Source organism: Methanobrevibacter ruminantium M1 (genome assembly GCF_000024185.1).
Classification (GTDB): domain Archaea; phylum Methanobacteriota; class Methanobacteria; order Methanobacteriales; family Methanobacteriaceae; genus Methanobrevibacter; species Methanobrevibacter ruminantium.
The window spans coordinates 977,084-997,041 of record NC_013790.1; the positions used below are offsets into that span (position 1 = coordinate 977,084).

A 19,958-nucleotide genomic window follows, 5' to 3' on the forward strand; every position below is an offset into this window, starting at 1 on the left:
GCTATTTTAGATATTTTAAAAAGTTTATTTTTATTAAATAAGTTCAAGCTTCCTGGAGGACTACAAGGCATTTGCAGTTTACGTAATCTTTAGAAAGCAAGACTCGGCTTGTATGGTCATTGTCTGGATGAATTCCCTTATTACGTATCTCATTAACTGAGACCATTATGTTCTCATTTGAGTCATTGAGGCTTTCCCCAAAGACTACAAATGCTCTTTCTCCTAGGAACATGTCCTTTACTCTTATAAGTCCTTGTCCATTGAATGATTTTTTGACTATTCCATCATAGATTATTTTCCATTTTGCAAATTCGAGTTTTATTAGACTTTCCCTTTTAATGATGATGCATTTGCGGCCTCTGTATTCCCTGTTAAAATCTATGTTATTTTTGCCGTCCTTGCCAAGTTCAACGGTCTTCCTAAGTATCTCATCTATTTCCAAGTTCCCATCCTTGTCTTCCTTCTTGCCGTAGGATGGAAATATTACGTATAATTGGTCTCCTATATTGGAATTATGCAGACGGATTGTTCCTCTTCCTCCGTGTCCCATCTTTACTCTGCCTTCATAGATTTTTTCCTTTCTCATTTCTTTTATATTAATAGATATCATGTTTTCGCTCTCCTTTAAAATAAAGTTTTTATCCACAACCAATAGGAAAAGAGCAAGATAATATTTAAACTCTTTTATCCTTGGCCACTACAGTTTCTTATTCTTGACCGTGCAGGTTCTATCATTCTTGGCCTAGCAATCCTAAATATGGTGTATTGAAAGATTAGCTAGCCAAGAGGGTGATGATAAGAATTTATGCTGGCAGTGACAATGTTTGGTTTTTAGTGGGTTTGTATTAGTTTGTATAAAATCTAGTGTTTGGGGAAGTATGATCAAATTACATGGTGGTTGTTTTTAATCGGTACAATTACTTTTAGCATTACTCCTATATAAATCTTTCGGTTTTGTTATTACAATTTTCATTTTTTCAATTTTCTTAAAAAATTTAAATAACTAATATTAATTCATTAATCAAAAAAGCAATGCATAGAAGTTTAAGTTTACTATTTAGAATAAATAGTAAACTTATTTTCATTTAGTCTATAAATAATGAATATTATAATATAATATTAACTTTAATTAAGTATTACAAGAGATATTATTACTATCTTATATTTGTTTAAACTAATTATTTAGAGTAAATAATTATTAAATAAATCTTATAATATGAATAAACTATTATATTGGCTGTTTAAATAAAAATAATTAATATTATTCTTTTAAAAAAATTCATTAAGTCCAAATTTATGGAAAAATAATAAAATAATAAACTTTATATGAAACAAATAGAAAAAATTATTACAATTTTATTTGATGTGTTGCAGTGTTTTAAAAGTATTTAATCCACAAAATCAAGCATCTTAAAAATATATTACATATATTTTTAACCCTCTTAATATAATTGAATTTAGGTACAATATTTTTAATACTTATTAACACAACATATCAAATAATCAATCATAAAATCAATTAAATCGATACCTTTAAATACTACCAAAACAAATATGATTATGTAGAAACTTAATGGATCCAACCAATAGGTTTTCAATTTTATGTAAAGGAGGTTATATCAATGAGCAAAATACATTTATCAAAATCCAAATACTGCAAATGCGTCCAATGTGAAAAGATCCTTTGGCTCGGCAGATACAAGCCGGAGGTGGCAGCAGTTGAGGATAAGGAAACTATTTTTGAAAATGGCAGAAAGGTAGGTGAGCTTGCAAAAGGCCTCTTTGGAGAATATGAAGACATAGAATTCGACATAACTCTCACTCAAATGATAGAGAAAACCAAAAAACTGCTTGAAGAAAAACCAAATGTCATCACAGAGGCATCATTCAGCTATGAAAACAATTTCTGCAGCGTAGACATCCTAAAAAACGATGAAGATGGTGTTGAACTCTATGAAGTTAAAAGCTCCACATCAATAAAAGAGATATACCTTGATGATGTTGCGTTCCAGTACTATGTATTGTCAAGCCTTGGCCTAAACGTTAAGAAGGCTGCTCTTGTCTATGTAAACAATGAATACATAAGGGGAGAAGACTTGGACATTAGCCAATATTTTATCATAGAGGACATAACTGAGATTGCAATGGCAAAGCAGGATGAGGTAAGGGCCAATATAGAGCATATCAACAACTTTATGGAAGCTCACGATAGGGACAATGAGCCAAATATGGAAATAGGAATGCACTGTTGCAATCCTTATTCCTGTGATTTCTGGGCATATTGTACAAAAGAATTGCCAAAGCCAAATGTATTTGACATAAGCGGAATGTATAAGTCCCAGAAGTTTGAAAGCTATGCCGAAGGCAAGGTCTCATTTGAGGACTTGAGGAGTGCAAACATCAATCCAAGATATCTTGAGCAGATAGACTTTGAACTAAACGACAGAGGGCCAAAGGTAGAAAAGCAAGCCATAAAAGACTTTTTAAACTCTCTTAAGTATCCGTTGTACTTTATTGATTATGAGTCCTGCAATTATCCAATCCCCGAGCTTGAAGGAACTAAGCCATACCAGCAAATACCTTTCCAATACTCTTTGCATATAATAAAAGAAGAGGGCGCTCCATTGGAACATAAGGAGTTTCTAGGAGACATCAATGACAAAAACATCATCAGAACATTTGCAGAGCATATGATAAATGATCTCCAAGAAGACGGTAGTGTAATCGTATATAATAAGTCTTTCGAATCAGCCAGAAATAGGGAGATTGGAGAGATGTATCCAGACTTAAAGGGCCAGATGAATAGAATCAACGATAATATGGTTGATTTGATGGTTCCATTCAGGCAAAGGAACTATTATACAAAGGAAATGGAAGGCTCCTATTCAATTAAGTATGTTTTGCCGGCTTTATATCCAGATGATCCGGAGCTTGATTACGGCAATCTGCCATCAGTTCATAATGGTGGTGAGGCGTCAGATGCATTCTTGAATCTAAAGGGCAAAAGTCCAGAAGAGCAAGAGCAAACAAGAGAAGATCTGCTTAAATATTGCTGGCTAGACACATATGCCATGGTAAAAATCTGGGAGAAATTTAAAGAAGTTGCAAAATAAAAACTTTTTTAAATTCCTTTTTTCTTAGTTTTCACTATTTTTCACTTTTTTAAATTCTTTTTTTTTTGCTGTTTTTTCTACTTTTTTTATTTTTTTATTAATTTTTTTTTATTTTTTTTCAATTTCTAATTTTCCATCCATTAAATTTTTATAAGTTTCAAAAATACAAAACTTTATAAATAAGCAATCCCTTAAAACTATTGAAAAACACTCTTTTGGAGTTTTTTCAAAAAATCAATTTAAAGTAAAGGAGGAAAAGATATGAAATTAAGAAATTTGCATTTAGACTATAAAGATGAAAATGGAGATCTCCGCTATGAGCTAAGAAACGGAGCCCATTCTATGAAAGATGCAGAAGGCTTCTCTCCAGAGGAATTCTATTCATCTTTGGATAATGTAATCAGAGTATTAAGCCCAAACAATTCATTTAGACCAATTGAAGCCTACCCTAGCAATAATGGACCAAAAGCTCTATTTGGATTCTTATTTTATTTCTTAAAAGGTATGGGCTGTAAAAAGGGCTTACAAAAAGAATTCGATTATTTAGAACAGTTCATTGACTATGAAATTGATCTCTTTATGATTGTCAATTTCTTAAGAGAATTATAAATTCTAGATGAGTGGAATCATTCAATGGCCAAACAAATCGTTTGGCATCATTCATTCATAAATCTTTTATAATTCCTAAATTCTTTTTTTTTTTAATTAAAAATATAAAATAAATACTAAACACTTCTTTTATTCCAATATTTTTTTTACCTTGTAAAATTGCTTTTTAAAAAAATGTTTGAGTAATTTAATAAAAATAGACATTTCCGTTGCCAGTCCCAAAACAGGTATTGGGTAAAATTTTATAATTAATAAAAAATATAATTTATTAAGCCTAATTTTAAGGTTATATTTTTGAAAAGTTTTTTTTTCATTTAGGATTATTGATTTTGGAGGCAATCATGCCATTGGATATAATTGAGGATATATGGAAGTATACAACAAATAATAAAACATTTCTTTTAATTATTTTGGTTTTATTCTACTTGTTTTGTATGTTCATGCAAATTTTTGATGAAATGAGGATATCCTATGCACTTTATCTGTCAATGATACCTTATATTTTCATTGCAGGCTATGGAATGGCTATAACTAAAGATGTAATTGATAATGGTAAGCGATTGCCTAAAATATTAATCAAAGATGTCATTGTTTTGGGAATAAAATCAACTGTTGTTTTTATTGTATATCTTTCTGTTCAAGGGATATTTTTTTCCCTAGTATCTTATCTATGCAATTTTCCAATAATTGATGTTGAAGACCTATTGTTAGATTTTTTTGAAACAGCACCTTTATTATTTCATCATAATCTTGTAAATACGCTTATTTTTATTGTTGTTGATTTTGCAGTATTTTATTTCACCATGTTCTTCATGGAAATGGGATTAGCTAAATTAGCAGACACTGGCAGATTTTTGGATGCTTTTAATTTGATTAAGATTAAAAAGATTATTGATATAATCGGATGGAGACTATATGCGAAACATTATACAGTAATTATATTTTTATTGTGGGTTTTCTCATTGCTTATAGACGTAGAGACTCCATTTTTTGTTCTTGATTATATTTTTAAAGTATTTTTAGGTTTATTATTGTTCATTACTCAATATTGGGGCATAGGTGCAGTTTATAGAATATATAAAATTAAAACAAACTAATTATTGCCGTTTATAGAATATATAAAATTAAAACAAACTAATTATTGCCGTTTATAGAATATTAAAATGAAACAATCTAAGAATTTACATTAGATTGCTCTCCATACTTAATATATAGAAAAAAATAAAATCAAAATAAAGCAGTTTCTGATTCTGCTGCTTATCATCCTTTCAGTGAGCTGAATCAACTAATTCTGAAAGTGAGGGTGAAATTAGTTTTGAATATGATTATAAGTATGATAAAAAATACACTGTCAATGTAAGCTACAAAAAAGACACAATAAAAACAGCTGTTAAAGTCAAGTAGATAATTTATTATCTACTTCCTTTTTATTTTTTTCTTATTTTTTTATTTCTTTTTTCTTATTTTCTTCTTATTTCTTATTTTCTTCTTATTTCTCTTATCTTTCAGATATTTTAGACGTTTCCTAATATTAGGAAACATTTATAATTCAAAATTAAAGCTTACAGTTGTAAATTTCATTCCGCTATCTCTTATCTTTTTGGATTTTATCTCAACGTCTCCATATTTATTTAAGAAAGAATTGATCTCTCTTGAAACAGAGCAGTAGTTTCTTCTCTCATAAACCCTATAGCTTCCCATGAATTTTACTGTTTCCGCTCTATTTAAGACAGTTACCTTGTCCATCCTAAATGATTCATTATATTTTTCTAAGACTGAATTTACTTTCTCTACTATATCAGATTTAATCTTTTCTTTTTCTTCGCTGCTAATCATAGTGTCCTCTTCTACTTATTCTTATAATTTGATGCTTTTCTATTAGTCGTTAATAAATTTGAGTTATTTATTTTTATTTACATTTTCATATTTTATAATTATGTCAGAAAATAGCTTATAATTATTTAAATTTGGAGTTGGTTAATTTTTCACTTTAAAATCCGATTACTATTTTTCATAAAAGAGTTCTTATTGACAGTTTGCTCTTTTAGTTTCTATAGCCATAGTTTGCTAAGAAAATTTAAGAATTAATATTTTAAAACCATATTCAATTTTAGCATTTTTGCACAAAAACACATTTGTGTTTTTTCATTTTTTCACAGAATCACATTTTCATAAAATCATTTTATCGCATTTAAAATACCTTTATTAAGTTTGAAAATAAATATATGTTTGTTTGAATAAATGGAAACTTTCTCACTTTATTCAAAAAAATTAATGATGGATAGATTAGTGCTATTGTAGGAGAAGGGTATAGGATTGATAAAAAGCAGAATTATCCTAATAATGACTAGAGAGTTAATTCCTTTACTCATAAGTTTTCATTATTAAATAGATACAAAAAGTTAAAAATTGTTATTCTTTTGGATGGGGAGAGTATATATATGGCAGAAAATGAGATAAAACTATTCAATGATAAACAAATCCGTACTAAATGGGATGAAGAGATAGGAGATTATTATTTTTCAGTAATAGATGTTATAGCAGTCCTTACAGAAAGTAGCAATCCAAGTAGGTATTGGTCAGAATTAAAAAAGAAAATTTGTGAAGAACAGGGTCAACCTTTCGAAAATATCGAAAGGTTGAAACTTCCCGCTAAAGATGGTAAAATGAGATTAACCGATGTAGCTAATACTAAACAACTATTACGTATCATACAATCAGTTCCGTCACCGAAGGCAGAACCTTTTAAGCAATGGTTGGCTCAAGTGGGAAGTGAAAGACTAGATGAGATTGTTGATCCTGAATTAGGTATGGAAAGATTAAAAAGTACTTATCGCAAAAAAGGTTACAGTGAAAAATGGATTTCTCAAAGAATGAGAAGCATTGAAATTCGAGATGATTTGACTGCCGAATGGGATCGTGTAGGTGTTGAAGAAGGTTTGGAATATGCTATATTGACTAATGAAATCAGTAAGGCTTCATTTGGATTGACTACTCGTCAGCATAAAAATTATAAAGGTTTGAAGAAAGAGAGCCTTCGTGATAATATGACCAATGCAGAATTGGTTATCAATATGTTGGGGGAGTTGGCTACTACTGAGATTAGCAAGACAGAGAATCCTGGTGGATTTGAAGAGAGCAAGCATGTTGCTAAGCGTGGAGGCAATATTGCGGGCAATGCTCGTAAGGAGTTAGAAGCTAACACAGGTCGTAAGGTTCTTAGTAAGGCTAATGCGAAGGATAAGAATTTGTTAGAAAACTGAGTGAACAAGTTTTTTGAGGGATTTGTTAAAATTTTTTAGAGGAAAATAGATTCTGAATAAATAATTTTAATTCCTTATTTCTATTTTTTAAGATATTTTAACTTTTTTTATCTGGAAGTATGAATTTCTATTGGTTTTTGATGCCTAATTTTTACTAAATTTTTAAAATTTAATCTATGAATAAACTTTATATTTAGTTAGACATTTTAAAATGAGTTTAAAAAAAGATAAGGTGTCCGACGAAGATTGGACCCTCGACAACAAGGTTAAGAACCAAGCACTCTGCCATAGTGAGCCACGCTCAGTTTAAAAAAAACTTTTTAAAAGAATTATAATATTTTCCTTTACAAGATTTAACTATTTTGTTTTTTTGCTAATTTGACGAAAATTTCTATATATTATAGGGTTTGAATTGAAAATCTATTCAATCAAATATCCCTACTTATAAATAAAATAATTATTCGCAATTAAGAAACATTTATAATTCAAAATTAAAGCTTACAGTTGTAAATTTCATTCCGCTATCTCTTATCTTTTTGGATTTTATCTCAACGTCTCCATATTTATTTAAGAAAGAATTGATCTCTCTTGAAACAGAGCCGTAGTTTCTTCTCTCATAAACCCTATAGCTTCCCATGAATTTTACTGTTTCCGCTCTATTTAAGACAGTTACCTTGTCCATCCTAAAGGATTCGTTATATTTTTCTAAGACTGAATTTACTTTCTCTACTATCTCTGATTTAATCTTTTCTTTTTCTTCGATGCTTATCATGATATCCTCTTTCGTTTATTCTTATAATTGAAGTGCAAACCACAAAAGAAGTTTCGCCCATAAGTTTTAACTTACTTAGTTTAACTATTTATATTTTCATAATTTTAAATTTATCTAAAAGGAGATTAATCATTCATATCTAAGATTAAGTTTTTAACTTATTTTAAATATATTAATTATTATGCATTAGATAAGCAATTAGTGAAGGCGTTATTTATGGATAATAGAAATATACTAATCATTATTGGAATAATAGTCCTAATCGCTGCAGCAGGGATTATTCTAGTGATGTTAACATCAGAAAATTATGAAAGAATGGAGATAGTGCCAAACGGGACAAGCATAGATGTTCCATTAAACAAGACCACATATGATGGAGAATTCCAGAGCGCTAGAGTTTGGCATTGGGACAAGGGAATATTAGTCACATACAATAGCCATGAGGATAAAAACATTTTAAGAGTAAGTGAATTGGGCATTTACACTCTAAATAAAATAATAGAAACTGGAGAAAAGGAAAATATCGATGGATTTACCTCTTATGTAATAAATGCCGATGAGATATTGGAAATCGAGCTATTCGATGCCATTAAATTACATTATACCGGCAAATTCTATTGCATTCCATTAGCTAATGGAACTACCGGCGACGTTATCATAATCTGTTCCAACGACAGGGACGAGGCAGTTCATATGGCCAAATCAATCCAGTACAAGAATGTTTTTCCAGTAAATAGCGATTTCAATAACACAATTGAAACTGTGGAGAACCTGAGCGAATATCTGGAGTCAACAGTAAATGACTATGCAAACAGCACTGATTTTGACAATGCCGTTTCAACTGTGGAAAACCTAACTGGAAATCTAGAGTCATCAGCAAAGGATTATGTAAATGATGCCAATTTAAGTGATGTCAAAACAACAGTGGAAGAGAAAACTGGAATTAATATTGATGATGCTAAATCCGATTTGGAGCAATACATTGGAAAGTTGACTTCATAATGTTCAAAATGATTGTTATTAGTAGGGGATAGATATGGATATAACTCTTTAAAAATAAATTAATTATCAATACATTTATTTTAATATCAAATACACTTCATTAAATCTATACTTGTTAATTTTATTTTAATTTAATCAACCATAAATAAAGAATAATAAAAGAAAAAATTTTACATCAAAAGCAGGTGTATCTCCTCAGTTAAAATTTTCGTTTAGCCACAGTATAACGAAATTAAATAAACAAAGAGAAATTTATTAATTAGATATTAAAAATAAAAAAAGAGAACTATTAATTAGATTTTAAAAATAAAAAAAGAGAACTATTAATTAGATTTTAAAAAAAAGAAATAATTAAATTTTAAAAATAAAAAAAGAAATTTTATTATTAAACCATTGTTTAATCAAAAATATATTTTTAATATATTTAAACCTGTCCCACGGGTGGTATGGTAATTATGCCAAATGCAATTAAAAGGATATTTATTGCAATCATAGCAATACCAACAATGATTATGTATTTTCCATGTGTTTGGTAGAATGCATCTTCCTTTTTCAAGAAGTATAATAATGCTCCGACAATTATTCCGACTATTGGGAATAGTATTGCAAGAATGTATCCTATCACTACAAATATTTTGTCCATGAGTTCTGCCATTATTTTTCCTCCATAATTTTTTAGAATAATTTAATTATTCTATATTTATATTTCTAATAAGCAGTATTTAAATTTTATATAGGGCTGTATTTTTCAATGATTTTATTCTAATTCTATAAATTTTTTCTTATTTCTTCTAAAATAAGTTTCATTGATTTCGTTTCGTTAAACCACAGCATAATGAACTATAAGTCTATTAAATGAATAAAAAACTGGTTTAATAAAACCAGTCCCTTTTTTAAAATTGGGTTTAATAAAACCAGTCCCTTTTAAAAACTATCTCATTTCATGCCATCATAGAATGGCTGATTGCCGCATTTCCACACAGTTGTAAACTCATCCACCTCTTCCACCATCTCAATTTCACATCCTGGAGCCAATAATACATTAAACGGATTCTCCTCCGTAGGCTCTCCAAAGTAGACTATCCTTTTTCCCTCATCCATCAGTATTATATTCAGGTATGGGGAAACATCCTCTTCAAACTCCTTGATTGTGCTTACGCTGAATGGTATGTTTGGAACAAAGACCCCATCGACAGCTACCTCTTTCATAAAGTCCTGAGGGCCTCGGTTAAAGAATGCAGTCTTCTCCTCAAGGGCTATTGAATGGTTTTCCAGCACCTCTAGCATACGATTCATGCTTTCAAGGAATCTTTTCTCTTCCTCGCTCATCTCTCTTTTCTTAAACATATTCAAAAAGGTAAGGATAGGCATGTCGATGCCTGTTTCAGTCATCGGATTGATTGTAACTAGCTGATAAGTGTTCTCTGTCCCTTGAAGGCTATCTACAAGGTCTTCCACATGCATTACAATTACAGAGCTTCTTAGCCCCGCCTCTTCCATTATTCTATCGCTTGTAAAGAGTGGTATGGCCTTCTCTCCTCTATTATTGGTTAGGAAGTTTATATCAAAGCCGGCAGGCTCTTTGAATTCACGAACTTCCCCAACATCTCCAGATAAGATATCTTCTATCATTGATTGGGAGTAGACAACTGGAAGATAAAGCTGTGAGCTTTTGATTTCCTCTCCAAGTTCCTGAACATTTTGAGGACTAGGGTCATCCTTAAAGAGCTGTAGAAGTTCTTCAAGTCTGCTGTTGTCTACCTTTGTTGTTTCTTCAATGTCTTGACTTTCATTCATTCAATCACCTTTTACATAGTTTTATTTTAATTTAAGATTATTTCTTAATCATATTTTATATTTTTAGTCATAATTAAACAGTACAAGTACAATATTAGTTATAAAATTATTCCATATTTATCATTTTTCAAATTATTTTTCAAATTAGATTTATAGTAATTAATTTAAGATCTTTCCAAAGAAAATTCATAATATTCTTTACCACTATCTTTAATTAATATAATCATTTAAAAAGTTTTCCTATCAGTTGATAATTTTAACATTGCCAAATCAAATAGAAAGTTTTTTATCAAAGCAAAAAAATATTATAGTTGTGGCAAAAGCCACAAATAAATATCGAGGTGATTATATAACAAGATTAAATGAAACCAAGTATGTCGAATTTAATATTGGAAATGCACCAAAGGCTATGATATTTAGCCGATGCGATATTTCAAAAGGAGGAAGAGAGACTTAAAAAATAGTTTTGTTTAGGTGATGGCATAGGTAGAAATGTCCTTCCCTACTCAAATCAGGAATGAGCAAGAATTCCGTCTTGCCCTTCTGCATTTTTTAGGCGATATCAATGTGGGTCTAGTTTATACAAAGAAATTTTTCAAGGAGTTTATGGGTCTTGACAATTCTGTACGGCAGATATTGGTAAATCAGATCAAGAACGCTTTGAAAAACCCTGGTTGCGGCAAATTCATGTCTCATAATTATAAGGGTGAAAAAGCCGTTAGGGTTGATAAACGTTATAGATTGCATTTTAAATATGATAAAAAAGAAAACTTATTTGAGCTAGTATCTTTTTATAAAAAAGACTATCAATAAGTTCTTTTTTTATCTTTCCTTCTTTTTTAGCTTTTTTTTAACTTTTAAGAAAAGATTATATATTATTATTCTTATAATAGTTATTGTGAGTACTCAAAAAGTGCACGCAATATGTTGTAGAAATTATTAGTAAGAATTCATCAGAATTCTTACTTTTAGTTTTAATTAATTAAAAATTTCTTAAAAACTATTTTTCATTTAATAATTTTCAATTTCCATCCAATTCTTGTTTTTCTGTAGATAAATTTTAATCTATTTAATAAGAAGATTTATTTTTATGATTTTACTTTTCTTGCCTATATTTCGCCATTAAAAGATTTATTTCTAAACTAAAATCCTTAGGCTCTTAAATCTTCTTTATTAGAAAATTTTATATTAATCTCCAACCAAACTATAATTATCTAATTTTTATATTGTGGGTGATAATGTGTCTAATGAATGTCTAAGATGCGGCTATGCAAATGAAGATAATGAAAAATTCTGCATTAACTGCGGTGCAAAGCTTATGGAAGCTGATTCATCTATTCCAGATGATATAATTTCCTGCTATTTTTGCGGCTATAAAAACCATGAAGACAACAAGTTCTGCATCAAGTGCGGCACAAGGATTCATCATGAATTGCCCTATGAAAACGAATTGACTGAGATTTACACTAGATACGGCGATGTTGTGGATTTCAACAAAGTTTCCTACAATATTTATTATAAATACAACTTGCCTCAAGACTGCTTTCTCCTAAATAGCGAGCTTAATAACTATGAAAAGTATCATGAGGAATATGATATGGAATGTCCCTTTTGCCATCAAAACTCCTTTTCCGTTATAGACTCTGATATCTCTATAGGAAGCGTTAAAATTACAGAGTTCCATGAAGACGAGTATCATTGCAGCAGCTGCGGTTTGGAAATTAAATTATGCAAGAAAGATGATAAAAAGATTCCCGGCCGCAGATATTTGATAGCAAATATGGACAATAAGGAACATTGGATCTGGAAGAAATACGGCAAAACTCCATTGTACAAATATGAATTGGACGAAATTTTCAATGGAGGCCTTAGTGATGACGATAAGGCAAGGCTACTCAGCATACATGCGGATTATAATCGAAAAGCCATAAAAATAGTTAATAGATTCAGCATTTATGTTTCTGTAAGGTTTGCTGCAGAAATCCTATCAGAGGAGGAAAACTCTCTAAAGCCAATTGACACCACCTTCTTTTTGGATGATGACGAGGAAGCCTATTTCATGTTCACAGATATTGATTACAGCAAGCCTATGGTCCGTTATTCCACTTTTGGGCAATCCCAAGGTACCTATGATGCAGTCACTTACGGCCAATCTTTCGATAATGCATTTTCCTATTTGAATGGCAGGTCATTCTATGCCGACACAATGGGATATTTTTCCACCAGCACATACTCTTCAACCGTATCCTATGAAAAGGTCAAGGTTGTAGACAGGGGAATTCTCCTTTTAACCAATAAAAGATTGATATTCTCAGGCTCCATCCACTCACTGGATATCGACATCGACAAGATCTTGAACCTGGTTCATGACAGACAATCCCTTATGATCCATGTCAAAGGACGAAGCAACATTGTTAAATTCTCTAATCTAGATAGTAATACATTTTATTTGAATTTAGATGGCAGACAACTTAGCCTAAACTTTACAGGCTACCTCTTAAGAACCTTGATTGTCAAGTTCATGAGTCCAAAGAAAAAGAGGAATCTTTTGAAATCAAAAGGAAGCCTTTAAGCCAAAAAGAGCATTCCTCTTATTATAAGCATATGTTTTTTTAATCCGTATTTTCCTTATTTTCCTTATTCGATATTTATTTTTCTTAAATCCATATTTCTTTAAGCTAGTTATATGGGAAAAATACTCATATTATGATAGTCTCTATATAAAAAAGACTATCAATAAGTTATTTTTTCATATTTTATTCTTTTTTAGTTTTTTTTATAATTTAAAGAAATAATTTGCATTAATAATCCTTTTCTCTAATTTTTATTAATTAAATCACCATATGCTTGATTAAAATCATTGTTCCAATATTAAATCAATTTAACACTTTGAAGTCAAAATTGTTACGATATCAAAACAATTTAACACTTTGAAATCAATATTGTAGCGATATCAAATCAATTTAACATTATCGCATCAATTTTACGAAGTAAAATCAATATTGGGGCGATAAATACCGTTTAATTTATAAATAATGAACTTTAAACTAATATTGAAGGTTTTTCTTACTTAAATAAAAATTACAACATATTGTGGAGGGTTAATTATGAAGTTCGACCGGAACGAAATCATAACTATACTTCTCGAATTGGTCAAGATCATCATTTTGATGATTAAAGACTAATTCCGCACTTAGACAGTCGAATGCCAAAAAATATTAAGTTTTTTTTAATTTTTTCTTTGGTAAGCTTTTTCCTTCATCTTTTAAGAAAAGATTATATATTATTATTCTTATAATAGTTATTGTGAGTACTCAAAAAGTGCACGCAATATGTTGTAGAAATTATTAGTAAGAATTCTTCAGAATTCTTACTTTTAGTTTTTAAATTGAATCCTTTTTTTTAAATCCTTATTTTCTTGTTCAATTACTGATTTTTTTAATCATTATTTCTTTATATAATAACTATTTTTTCTCAAATTCCCTATTTCTTTAACCTAATGATAAAAATATTCATTCTAATAAATGTTCAAGGTATTTTGCATATACATTTACTGAAATATCAATCTCCTTTGGCCTCTAAAACCCCGGAGGATGAGTAAAACTATTTAAAACTAAACTATCTTATTTCTATTCAAATAATCTCCAATATAATAATCCTCCCTTTTTATTCGATTTCTTCCATAACTTTAATTTCATTCTTAAAAAATCATAAAAAATACAAAGATTTATATGTGACTATGTCCTTATACTTTTTGAAAAAGTGAAATATGTAATTTTGATTGGAGGTAAAGTTATGAATATAAGTGAAAAAATAAAAGAAATGCAAGGGGATTTAGGCAAATATCATGCTTTGGAGAAAAAAGAAGGAGAATGTGGATTGGAAAACCTGATTATGCTCATACTAAATGACGGAGGCCAATTCGGTCCGGGCAAAATCATTGGTGAAAGCAGTGAATTTTTAGACTTTATGTTTTATAAGAGACAAGGACCGATCTTCTCTCTCAGCATAAAGAAGGAACACCTTAGCGGATTTTCAATTTTCCATAAGGCAATTGATGATGAGAAACAAGCAGCAGCCAATATTGGAATCCCCAAGGCATTGTATCAATAATTGGATAATTTATTTAAAACTAGAGCTAATATTATTATATTTAATTAATTGGGTGAGGTAATGATTATGAATTTCAGTGAAAAAATCGAAGAAATCCAAGGAAAAGTCAAGAGTTACAATTCAGAGATTAAAGGCATGAAAAACATTCCATCAGAAAAGATGATTAGGGTCATGATGGCAGAAGGAGAAATACTTGAGCCATGCATGATCATTGGTGAAAGTGATGAATATATTGATCTTATGGTTGTGGATTTAGACAAGGGACCAGTTTTTACAGTTTCCATAAAAAAGGAAAGAATAGTTGGATTTGGCACTTTCCATAAGCCTTTAGATGAGTTGGCCTATCCTGAAGAAGAGCTAAATGCAGTCCCTGCTGCATTATATCTCTAACTTTTTTTTATTTTATTTATTTTTATTTTATGCCCTAAAACAATGTTTATGAACTTAATAAAAGGATTAGTAAAAAAAAATTATCGATAAAAGTTAATTAGAGGAATTTGCAAAGAAAATTGAAAAAATAAGCAATAAATCGTGATAAGATGATGCAAATAATTGAAAAAGTGGAAAAGGAACTGGAAAAGCTTGGCCTTACAGTGGATACGGTTGCAAACGATCATATCATTGAAGCATGTGTCACCAAGGTTTCATTGGAGGACAACTTAAGCAAAGTAGGAATCGATTTCGACCAAATTGAAAAGAAGCTTTATCCCTATTCAACATTTGTCATTCAAATGATTCAACATCTCGATGAAGGGGGATCCACTGAAGATATGATTAGGGCATTCCTAATCGAAGCATTAAATTATTCACTGGAATTAGGGGATGCATTTGGAATCTCTTTAGAGGAATAGATTAATATCCATTCTCTTTTGATACATCTAGTTAAATATCAATATATAAATATTAAAATCAACATACCTATGATTAATGAAAGGAGTTGTTTTTAATGAATAAACAAAACGTATTTGCTTTGATATTATTAACAATCATTCTTTTATCTGTAGTTGCTGTCAGCGGATGCATTGGAAAATCCTCTGATAATTCTGCAAGCGATTCATCTGGAGATTCCGATGATTCCAGTAATTCCATATTTCACAGTGGCTCTGACAGTGACGATGATGATAATGATGACAATAATGATAAGGACGACAAAAACGATAATGATAAAGACGATAAAGATGATGATGACGATTGAAAGCTTTAGTCTTCAAGAATCAACTTTATGCCAAAATTATCTTTAGAGATGTCTTAGGAATCATTTGCCTTAAGGCGCTCTAGATTGAGTTGCTTATCAAAATCAAATAAACTTTTCATAGCTTTTTTTTTTATTTTCGCTATTTTTTATTTATTATTTATTTACTCATTTTATTTTTTCATTTTATTTATTCATTTTATTTATTTATTTTATTTATTCATTTATTCATTTTTTCATTTAGTTTTTTTTATCTATTAATTCTTGCAAAACTTATTTTAGCTTCCAAAAGCCTATTTTAAACTAATTTAAGCTTTAAATTAATGTTTAATCATCATACAATGTATCATAATTAATAAACTCTTTTATCACATTTTTATTATCAACATCCACTCTTTCACGGTATATGCACTCACCAGAATCAAATTGGGTTTTATATACTTCAAATATTGCATAGTCTGCCTTTCCATCAAAATAGATTATGTATGGCACTTCCCCAAGATAGCAAGTTCCCATATATTGGCTGTCATTATACAATACTTTCCCATTTTTCGAATAGAAAATAACATTTGTGGCATGCTGGCCATAGCTTCTCTCTTTGTATGTAATCTGATATCCATAATCGGTAGTGATTTTTGAGTTATACTGGTTTGAATAGATGTATCGGGTAATATTCAAATCATCCACTGTCACTGAACTGGACAATGAATTAGTAATTGCTGGAATGCCAATGTTTGCAAAAACAACTATCCCAAGAACAATTAGAATTCCTATAAGGCAGTATTTTCCAAGGCTACCGTCTTCTGAGCTTTCTGCACCAGAGGAAGATCCATAGCTGCCTCCTGATGAGTATCTTGGAACATAGTCTGAAGAGCCATCATAGCCTCTTCCATACATCTTCTCTGAGTCGCTAGCTCCATAGTGATAGTCTGCATTCTGCATAAAGAAGTCATCGTCACCTATCATGTATTTTTCCCCCTATTTTTAGTTATTTTTAGTTATTTTAGTTATTATTTAATTAATTTTATTTATTTTTTAAGCCTTTTTCCCTATATTTCTTTTTTTATAAGCCTTATTTACTATTATATTATTTCCTTTTTCCCAATATATCATATCTTAGGAAGAATATTATTTGGAGAAACCATAGAATCATTATAATAATGTTTCTTATATTCTATAAATGGGAATTTCAATCCATTAATTCCATATCTTGGATTATATCCAAAGACATTTATATATTCTCCAAGGTCATCACGTTCATCCTTCAGTGACAAACAAACTTCATACAATCCTTTTGCATCACCAATCGCCCTATGGAAATTAACATTCCTTATATCATAATGCTCAACGGCATCGCTAAACTTATGGGGATAGGCCTTTCTATCCTTAAAAACGGTCATTGGATCTAGCCATTTAACATCCTCAATGATTGCCTCTGCCTCATGAGGGTAATGTCTTTTAAGCAGACCATAGGCGAATGACAAGTCAAATTGGCAATTATATGCTATCATCAATGTTCCAGAGATTAATTTTTCCTTTAAATCCTGAGCAACGTCCCCTTCACTCACTCCTTCATCTATCAGCATATCATTAGTGATTCCGGTAATTCTTGTGATTGTGGAATCTATCCTTTCTCCAATATTGATAAGCTTATCATACTCCTCTATTATTTTCCCGTCTTCAATGACAAGCATTCCAAGTTCGATTATTTTGCAGTAATTAGGATTCAATCCGGATGTTTCAGTATCAAAGAATATTATTCTATTGATTCCATGCTCCACAATTCCTTCGTCAAGGGTTTTAGAGTGTGATACAGGTTCTAAAAAGGAGTTGCATTCCGGACAAAACATCAAGTCCCTTGGAAATTCCTTTCTACATATCTTGCAATATTTCATGCCATCCCCCTTATTTTATTTTGTTTTATAAATATCGTAAACTCTGATTAAAAATAGATTAAAATTAAATAAAAACTAATTTAAATGTTTAAGCTATAGGATTTTAGATTAATATTTACCCATCGTTCTATTGTTTAATTCTATTTTCTTATAAGTATTTATTTTTTTATATTTTTATTTTCTAAAATAGTTACAAGCCTTTCGTAAAATACTTATTTAATATTTAATGAACTGAATTAAGCGGAAATTAGGTGAATAACTGAATTAAGCAGAACTTAGGTGAAAACTGGATTAAACAGAACTTAGGTGAAAACTGGATTAAACAGAACTTAGGTGAATAAATTAAACAAAAGTTTATTTAAAATGTCTTAATCATATCAATCAGTAAAATTCAGCTTTAAATTTCATCAAAAAAAATAGAAATAGAGACAAGGGGATTCGAACCCCTGAAGAACTAATCAACAGATCTTGAGTCTGCCGCGTTTGACCGCTTCGCTATGTCTCTAAATAATGCTTTTTAAGAAATCACTTTTTTTAGTATGGTGAATTGGTTAAGTGATTCCTATTTAATATTGTGTTGTCATAGTATATAAATTTAAATTGTAAAAATCTTTGTTGTTCCAATAACCGCTTTTACAAATTCTTTCTTCTTTTCATTGTGTATGCCATGGCCACAGTCAAAGTATTCAACTTCAATATTTTCAATCAGATTCATCACCTGATTTAAGTCATCATCAGTTAAGGCGCCCTGGATAATGCCATCTTCCCCTATTTTCGTATTTGCCTTTAAAAACAGGGTTTTGCACTTTATGTTTGAAAGTAGCTCAGCATAGTCTATATCACAGTTAAAGGAGTCATTATAGAAGTTCTCTCCAAAATAAGGGTCATATTCCTCCATTCCATTAAAGGCCTCTAAAACATTTTTAGGCCAAAAGCGAACCTTCAAGGGCTTATCTGGATGTTTTTCTCTGTATTTTAATGCAGATGCTCCGGATTTATTTCTAATTTTTTCTCTTGAGCTTTCAGGGAAAAAGTTCCACATATACTGATTCATGAAGTAATAATAGACAAAGTCCTTCTCCTCATCCTGATTGATGAAATTATGGCAGACTGTGGAAAGGTCATGATAGTTGTAATAGTCAAATCTTTTCTCTCCAGAGCTTGAAAAGAGAGGAGGGTCCTCCAGTATCAGATTGTCGCAAAGGTCTGATCTTGAAGAGATATAGCAGGCGATGAGCCCTCCTGAGGAATGGCCCAGTACAGATATCTTTTCATCAGTTTTTGATTTGATAAAATCAATCAAGTCATCCCCCTGACTGACTATATTGTATTTATCCCTGTTGTGGGAGCTTTTTCCATGGCCGTAGCAATCCACAAGAATCAAATGAAATCTTTTAGACAAATCCTTTACCACATCAGAATAGCTACTTGAATTTGTGCTTTGGGCATGAATTATAAGCAGTATGGGATTGTCGTTGTCAATTTCATAATAATTTATCAAATTATTGTCATTTGTCTCGTATTTAAAGTTTTCCAGTTTCATTTTTTTCCCAATTTTTTCTCTTTTATCATTTTATTTTTTTATCTTTTTCTCTTTTTATCTTTTTTTAATTTAAACTAAGTTCAATAATCCTTTTTTCTAATTTAAATTTTCGATGATTGATCAAAGTCCTTGTTTTGATATCAAATCAATTTTACAGTTTGAAGTCAATATTGTTTTGTTATTAAATCAATTTTACAGTTTGAAGTCAATATTGTAGCGATATCAAAACAATTTAACGATATCAAATCAATTTTACGAAGTAAAATCAATATTAAATCGAAATAAACCGTTTAATTTATAAATAATGGAATTTAAACTAATATTGAAGGTTTTTGTTGCTTAAATAAAAATTACAAAACAAAATATGGAGATGTCTTATGAAATTCGAACGGAACGAAATCATAACCATTTTTCTCGAATTAGTCAAAATTATCATTTTGGTTTTTAAAGACTAATTCTGAACTCAGACTGTTGAATGCCAAAAAATATTAAGTTTTTTTTAATTTTTTCTTTGGTAAACTTTTTCCTTCATCTTTTAAGAAAAGATTATATATTATAACTGTTATAATATTTATTGTGAGTACTCAAAGAGTTCACATATTTTGTTTTGTAAAAATTTAAAGTAAGAATTCATTTGAATTCTCACTTTAAGTTTTTAA

At 30.0% G+C, this 19,958-nt stretch carries 20 protein-coding genes and 1 tRNA gene; 12 read left to right on the forward strand and 9 right to left on the reverse strand.

The genetic code is table 11. The annotated features are described in order from the left end of the window. Positions 1–43: 43 nt before the first annotated feature. Complete coding sequence (locus tag MRU_RS03805; protein WP_012955554.1) at positions 44–610, reverse strand: hypothetical protein; 567 nt, start codon at positions 608–610, stop codon at positions 44–46. Between the two features lie 1,012 nt (positions 611–1,622). Here MRU_RS03805 and MRU_RS03810 point away from each other — a divergent pair. The 3 genes from MRU_RS03810 to MRU_RS03820 all read left to right on the forward strand — a co-directional run bounded on the left by MRU_RS03810 (position 1,623) and on the right by MRU_RS03820 (position 4,819). Continuing rightward, positions 1,623–3,113: a DUF2779 domain-containing protein gene (locus MRU_RS03810; protein ID WP_012955555.1), complete on the forward strand. Its 1,491-nt coding sequence runs from the start codon at positions 1,623–1,625 to the stop codon at positions 3,111–3,113. Between the two features lie 261 nt (positions 3,114–3,374). Continuing rightward, entirely contained in the window at positions 3,375–3,722 is a 348-nt protein-coding gene (locus MRU_RS03815) for a hypothetical protein (RefSeq protein WP_012955556.1), read from the forward strand. A gap of 341 nt (positions 3,723–4,063) precedes the next feature. After that, the gene (locus MRU_RS03820; protein WP_012955557.1) at positions 4,064–4,819 is read left to right on the forward strand and encodes a DUF4013 domain-containing protein; all 756 of its coding nucleotides are present in this window, start codon (positions 4,064–4,066) and stop codon (positions 4,817–4,819) included. 445 nt (positions 4,820–5,264) lie between these two features. Here MRU_RS03820 and MRU_RS03825 read toward each other — a convergent pair whose 3' ends face one another. Next, a complete protein-coding gene (locus MRU_RS03825) occupies positions 5,265–5,558 on the reverse strand; it encodes a hypothetical protein (RefSeq protein WP_012955558.1) in 294 nt (97 codons plus the stop codon). A 605-nt stretch (positions 5,559–6,163) separates the two neighbouring features. On the opposite strand from MRU_RS03825, the gene MRU_RS03830 reads away from it, so the two are divergent. Then, positions 6,164–6,985 carry a BRO-N domain-containing protein gene (locus MRU_RS03830; RefSeq protein WP_012955559.1) on the forward strand — a complete coding sequence of 274 codons (822 nt, stop codon included), beginning with the start codon at positions 6,164–6,166 and terminating at the stop codon, positions 6,983–6,985. A gap of 478 nt (positions 6,986–7,463) precedes the next feature. Here MRU_RS03830 and MRU_RS03835 read toward each other — a convergent pair whose 3' ends face one another. Next, on the reverse strand, positions 7,464–7,757 hold the full coding sequence (locus tag MRU_RS03835; protein WP_012955560.1) for a hypothetical protein: 294 nt from the start codon (positions 7,755–7,757) through the stop codon (positions 7,464–7,466). Positions 7,758–7,973: 216 nt separating this feature from the next. On the opposite strand from MRU_RS03835, the gene MRU_RS03840 reads away from it, so the two are divergent. Further along, entirely contained in the window at positions 7,974–8,759 is a 786-nt protein-coding gene (locus tag MRU_RS03840) for a hypothetical protein (protein WP_012955561.1), read from the forward strand. 424 nt (positions 8,760–9,183) lie between these two features. On the opposite strand, the gene MRU_RS03845 is transcribed toward MRU_RS03840, so the two are convergent. Together MRU_RS03845 and MRU_RS03850 are read right to left on the reverse strand one after the other, a co-directional pair. Then, complete coding sequence (locus MRU_RS03845) at positions 9,184–9,414, reverse strand: hypothetical protein (protein WP_012955562.1); 231 nt, start codon at positions 9,412–9,414, stop codon at positions 9,184–9,186. Positions 9,415–9,695: 281 nt separating this feature from the next. After that, on the reverse strand, positions 9,696–10,556 hold the full coding sequence (locus MRU_RS03850) for an SseB family protein (protein ID WP_012955563.1): 861 nt from the start codon (positions 10,554–10,556) through the stop codon (positions 9,696–9,698). Positions 10,557–10,803: 247 nt separating this feature from the next. Between MRU_RS03850 and MRU_RS12050 the strand changes: the two genes are divergently transcribed. The 7 genes from MRU_RS12050 (at position 10,804) to MRU_RS03880 (ending at position 15,864) form a co-directional block, all read left to right on the forward strand. Continuing rightward, the gene (locus MRU_RS12050) at positions 10,804–11,013 is read left to right on the forward strand and encodes a hypothetical protein (RefSeq protein WP_143714301.1); all 210 of its coding nucleotides are present in this window, start codon (positions 10,804–10,806) and stop codon (positions 11,011–11,013) included. Positions 11,014–11,048: 35 nt separating this feature from the next. After that, positions 11,049–11,369 (forward strand): hypothetical protein, encoded by a 321-nt coding sequence (locus MRU_RS03855; protein ID WP_012955565.1) that lies wholly within the window; start codon positions 11,049–11,051, stop codon positions 11,367–11,369. Positions 11,370–11,796: 427 nt separating this feature from the next. Then, on the forward strand, positions 11,797–13,128 hold the full coding sequence (locus MRU_RS03860) for a zinc ribbon domain-containing protein (RefSeq protein WP_012955566.1): 1,332 nt from the start codon (positions 11,797–11,799) through the stop codon (positions 13,126–13,128). Between the two features lie 1,223 nt (positions 13,129–14,351). Continuing rightward, positions 14,352–14,669: a hypothetical protein gene (locus MRU_RS03865; RefSeq protein ID WP_012955567.1), complete on the forward strand. Its 318-nt coding sequence runs from the start codon at positions 14,352–14,354 to the stop codon at positions 14,667–14,669. Positions 14,670–14,729: 60 nt separating this feature from the next. Further along, a complete protein-coding gene (locus MRU_RS03870; protein WP_048812406.1) occupies positions 14,730–15,059 on the forward strand; it encodes a hypothetical protein in 330 nt (109 codons plus the stop codon). 149 nt (positions 15,060–15,208) lie between these two features. Then, on the forward strand, positions 15,209–15,520 hold the full coding sequence (locus MRU_RS03875) for a hypothetical protein (protein ID WP_048812407.1): 312 nt from the start codon (positions 15,209–15,211) through the stop codon (positions 15,518–15,520). Between the two features lie 95 nt (positions 15,521–15,615). Further along, positions 15,616–15,864 (forward strand): hypothetical protein, encoded by a 249-nt coding sequence (locus MRU_RS03880; protein WP_012955570.1) that lies wholly within the window; start codon positions 15,616–15,618, stop codon positions 15,862–15,864. A gap of 324 nt (positions 15,865–16,188) precedes the next feature. Here the strand turns inward: MRU_RS03880 and MRU_RS03885 are convergent, their stop codons facing one another. The 4 genes from MRU_RS03885 to MRU_RS03900 all read right to left on the reverse strand — a co-directional run bounded on the left by MRU_RS03885 (position 16,189) and on the right by MRU_RS03900 (position 19,299). After that, positions 16,189–16,827: a hypothetical protein gene (locus MRU_RS03885; RefSeq protein WP_012955571.1), complete on the reverse strand. Its 639-nt coding sequence runs from the start codon at positions 16,825–16,827 to the stop codon at positions 16,189–16,191. A 143-nt stretch (positions 16,828–16,970) separates the two neighbouring features. Next, positions 16,971–17,756, reverse strand: a complete 786-nt coding sequence (locus tag MRU_RS03890; protein WP_012955572.1) for a 3'-5' exonuclease — start codon at positions 17,754–17,756, stop codon at positions 16,971–16,973. A 423-nt stretch (positions 17,757–18,179) separates the two neighbouring features. Further along, a tRNA-Leu gene (locus MRU_RS03895) sits at positions 18,180–18,261 on the reverse strand. A gap of 90 nt (positions 18,262–18,351) precedes the next feature. Further along, entirely contained in the window at positions 18,352–19,299 is a 948-nt protein-coding gene (locus MRU_RS03900; RefSeq protein ID WP_012955573.1) for an alpha/beta hydrolase, read from the reverse strand. Between the last annotated feature and the right edge of the window lie 659 nt (positions 19,300–19,958).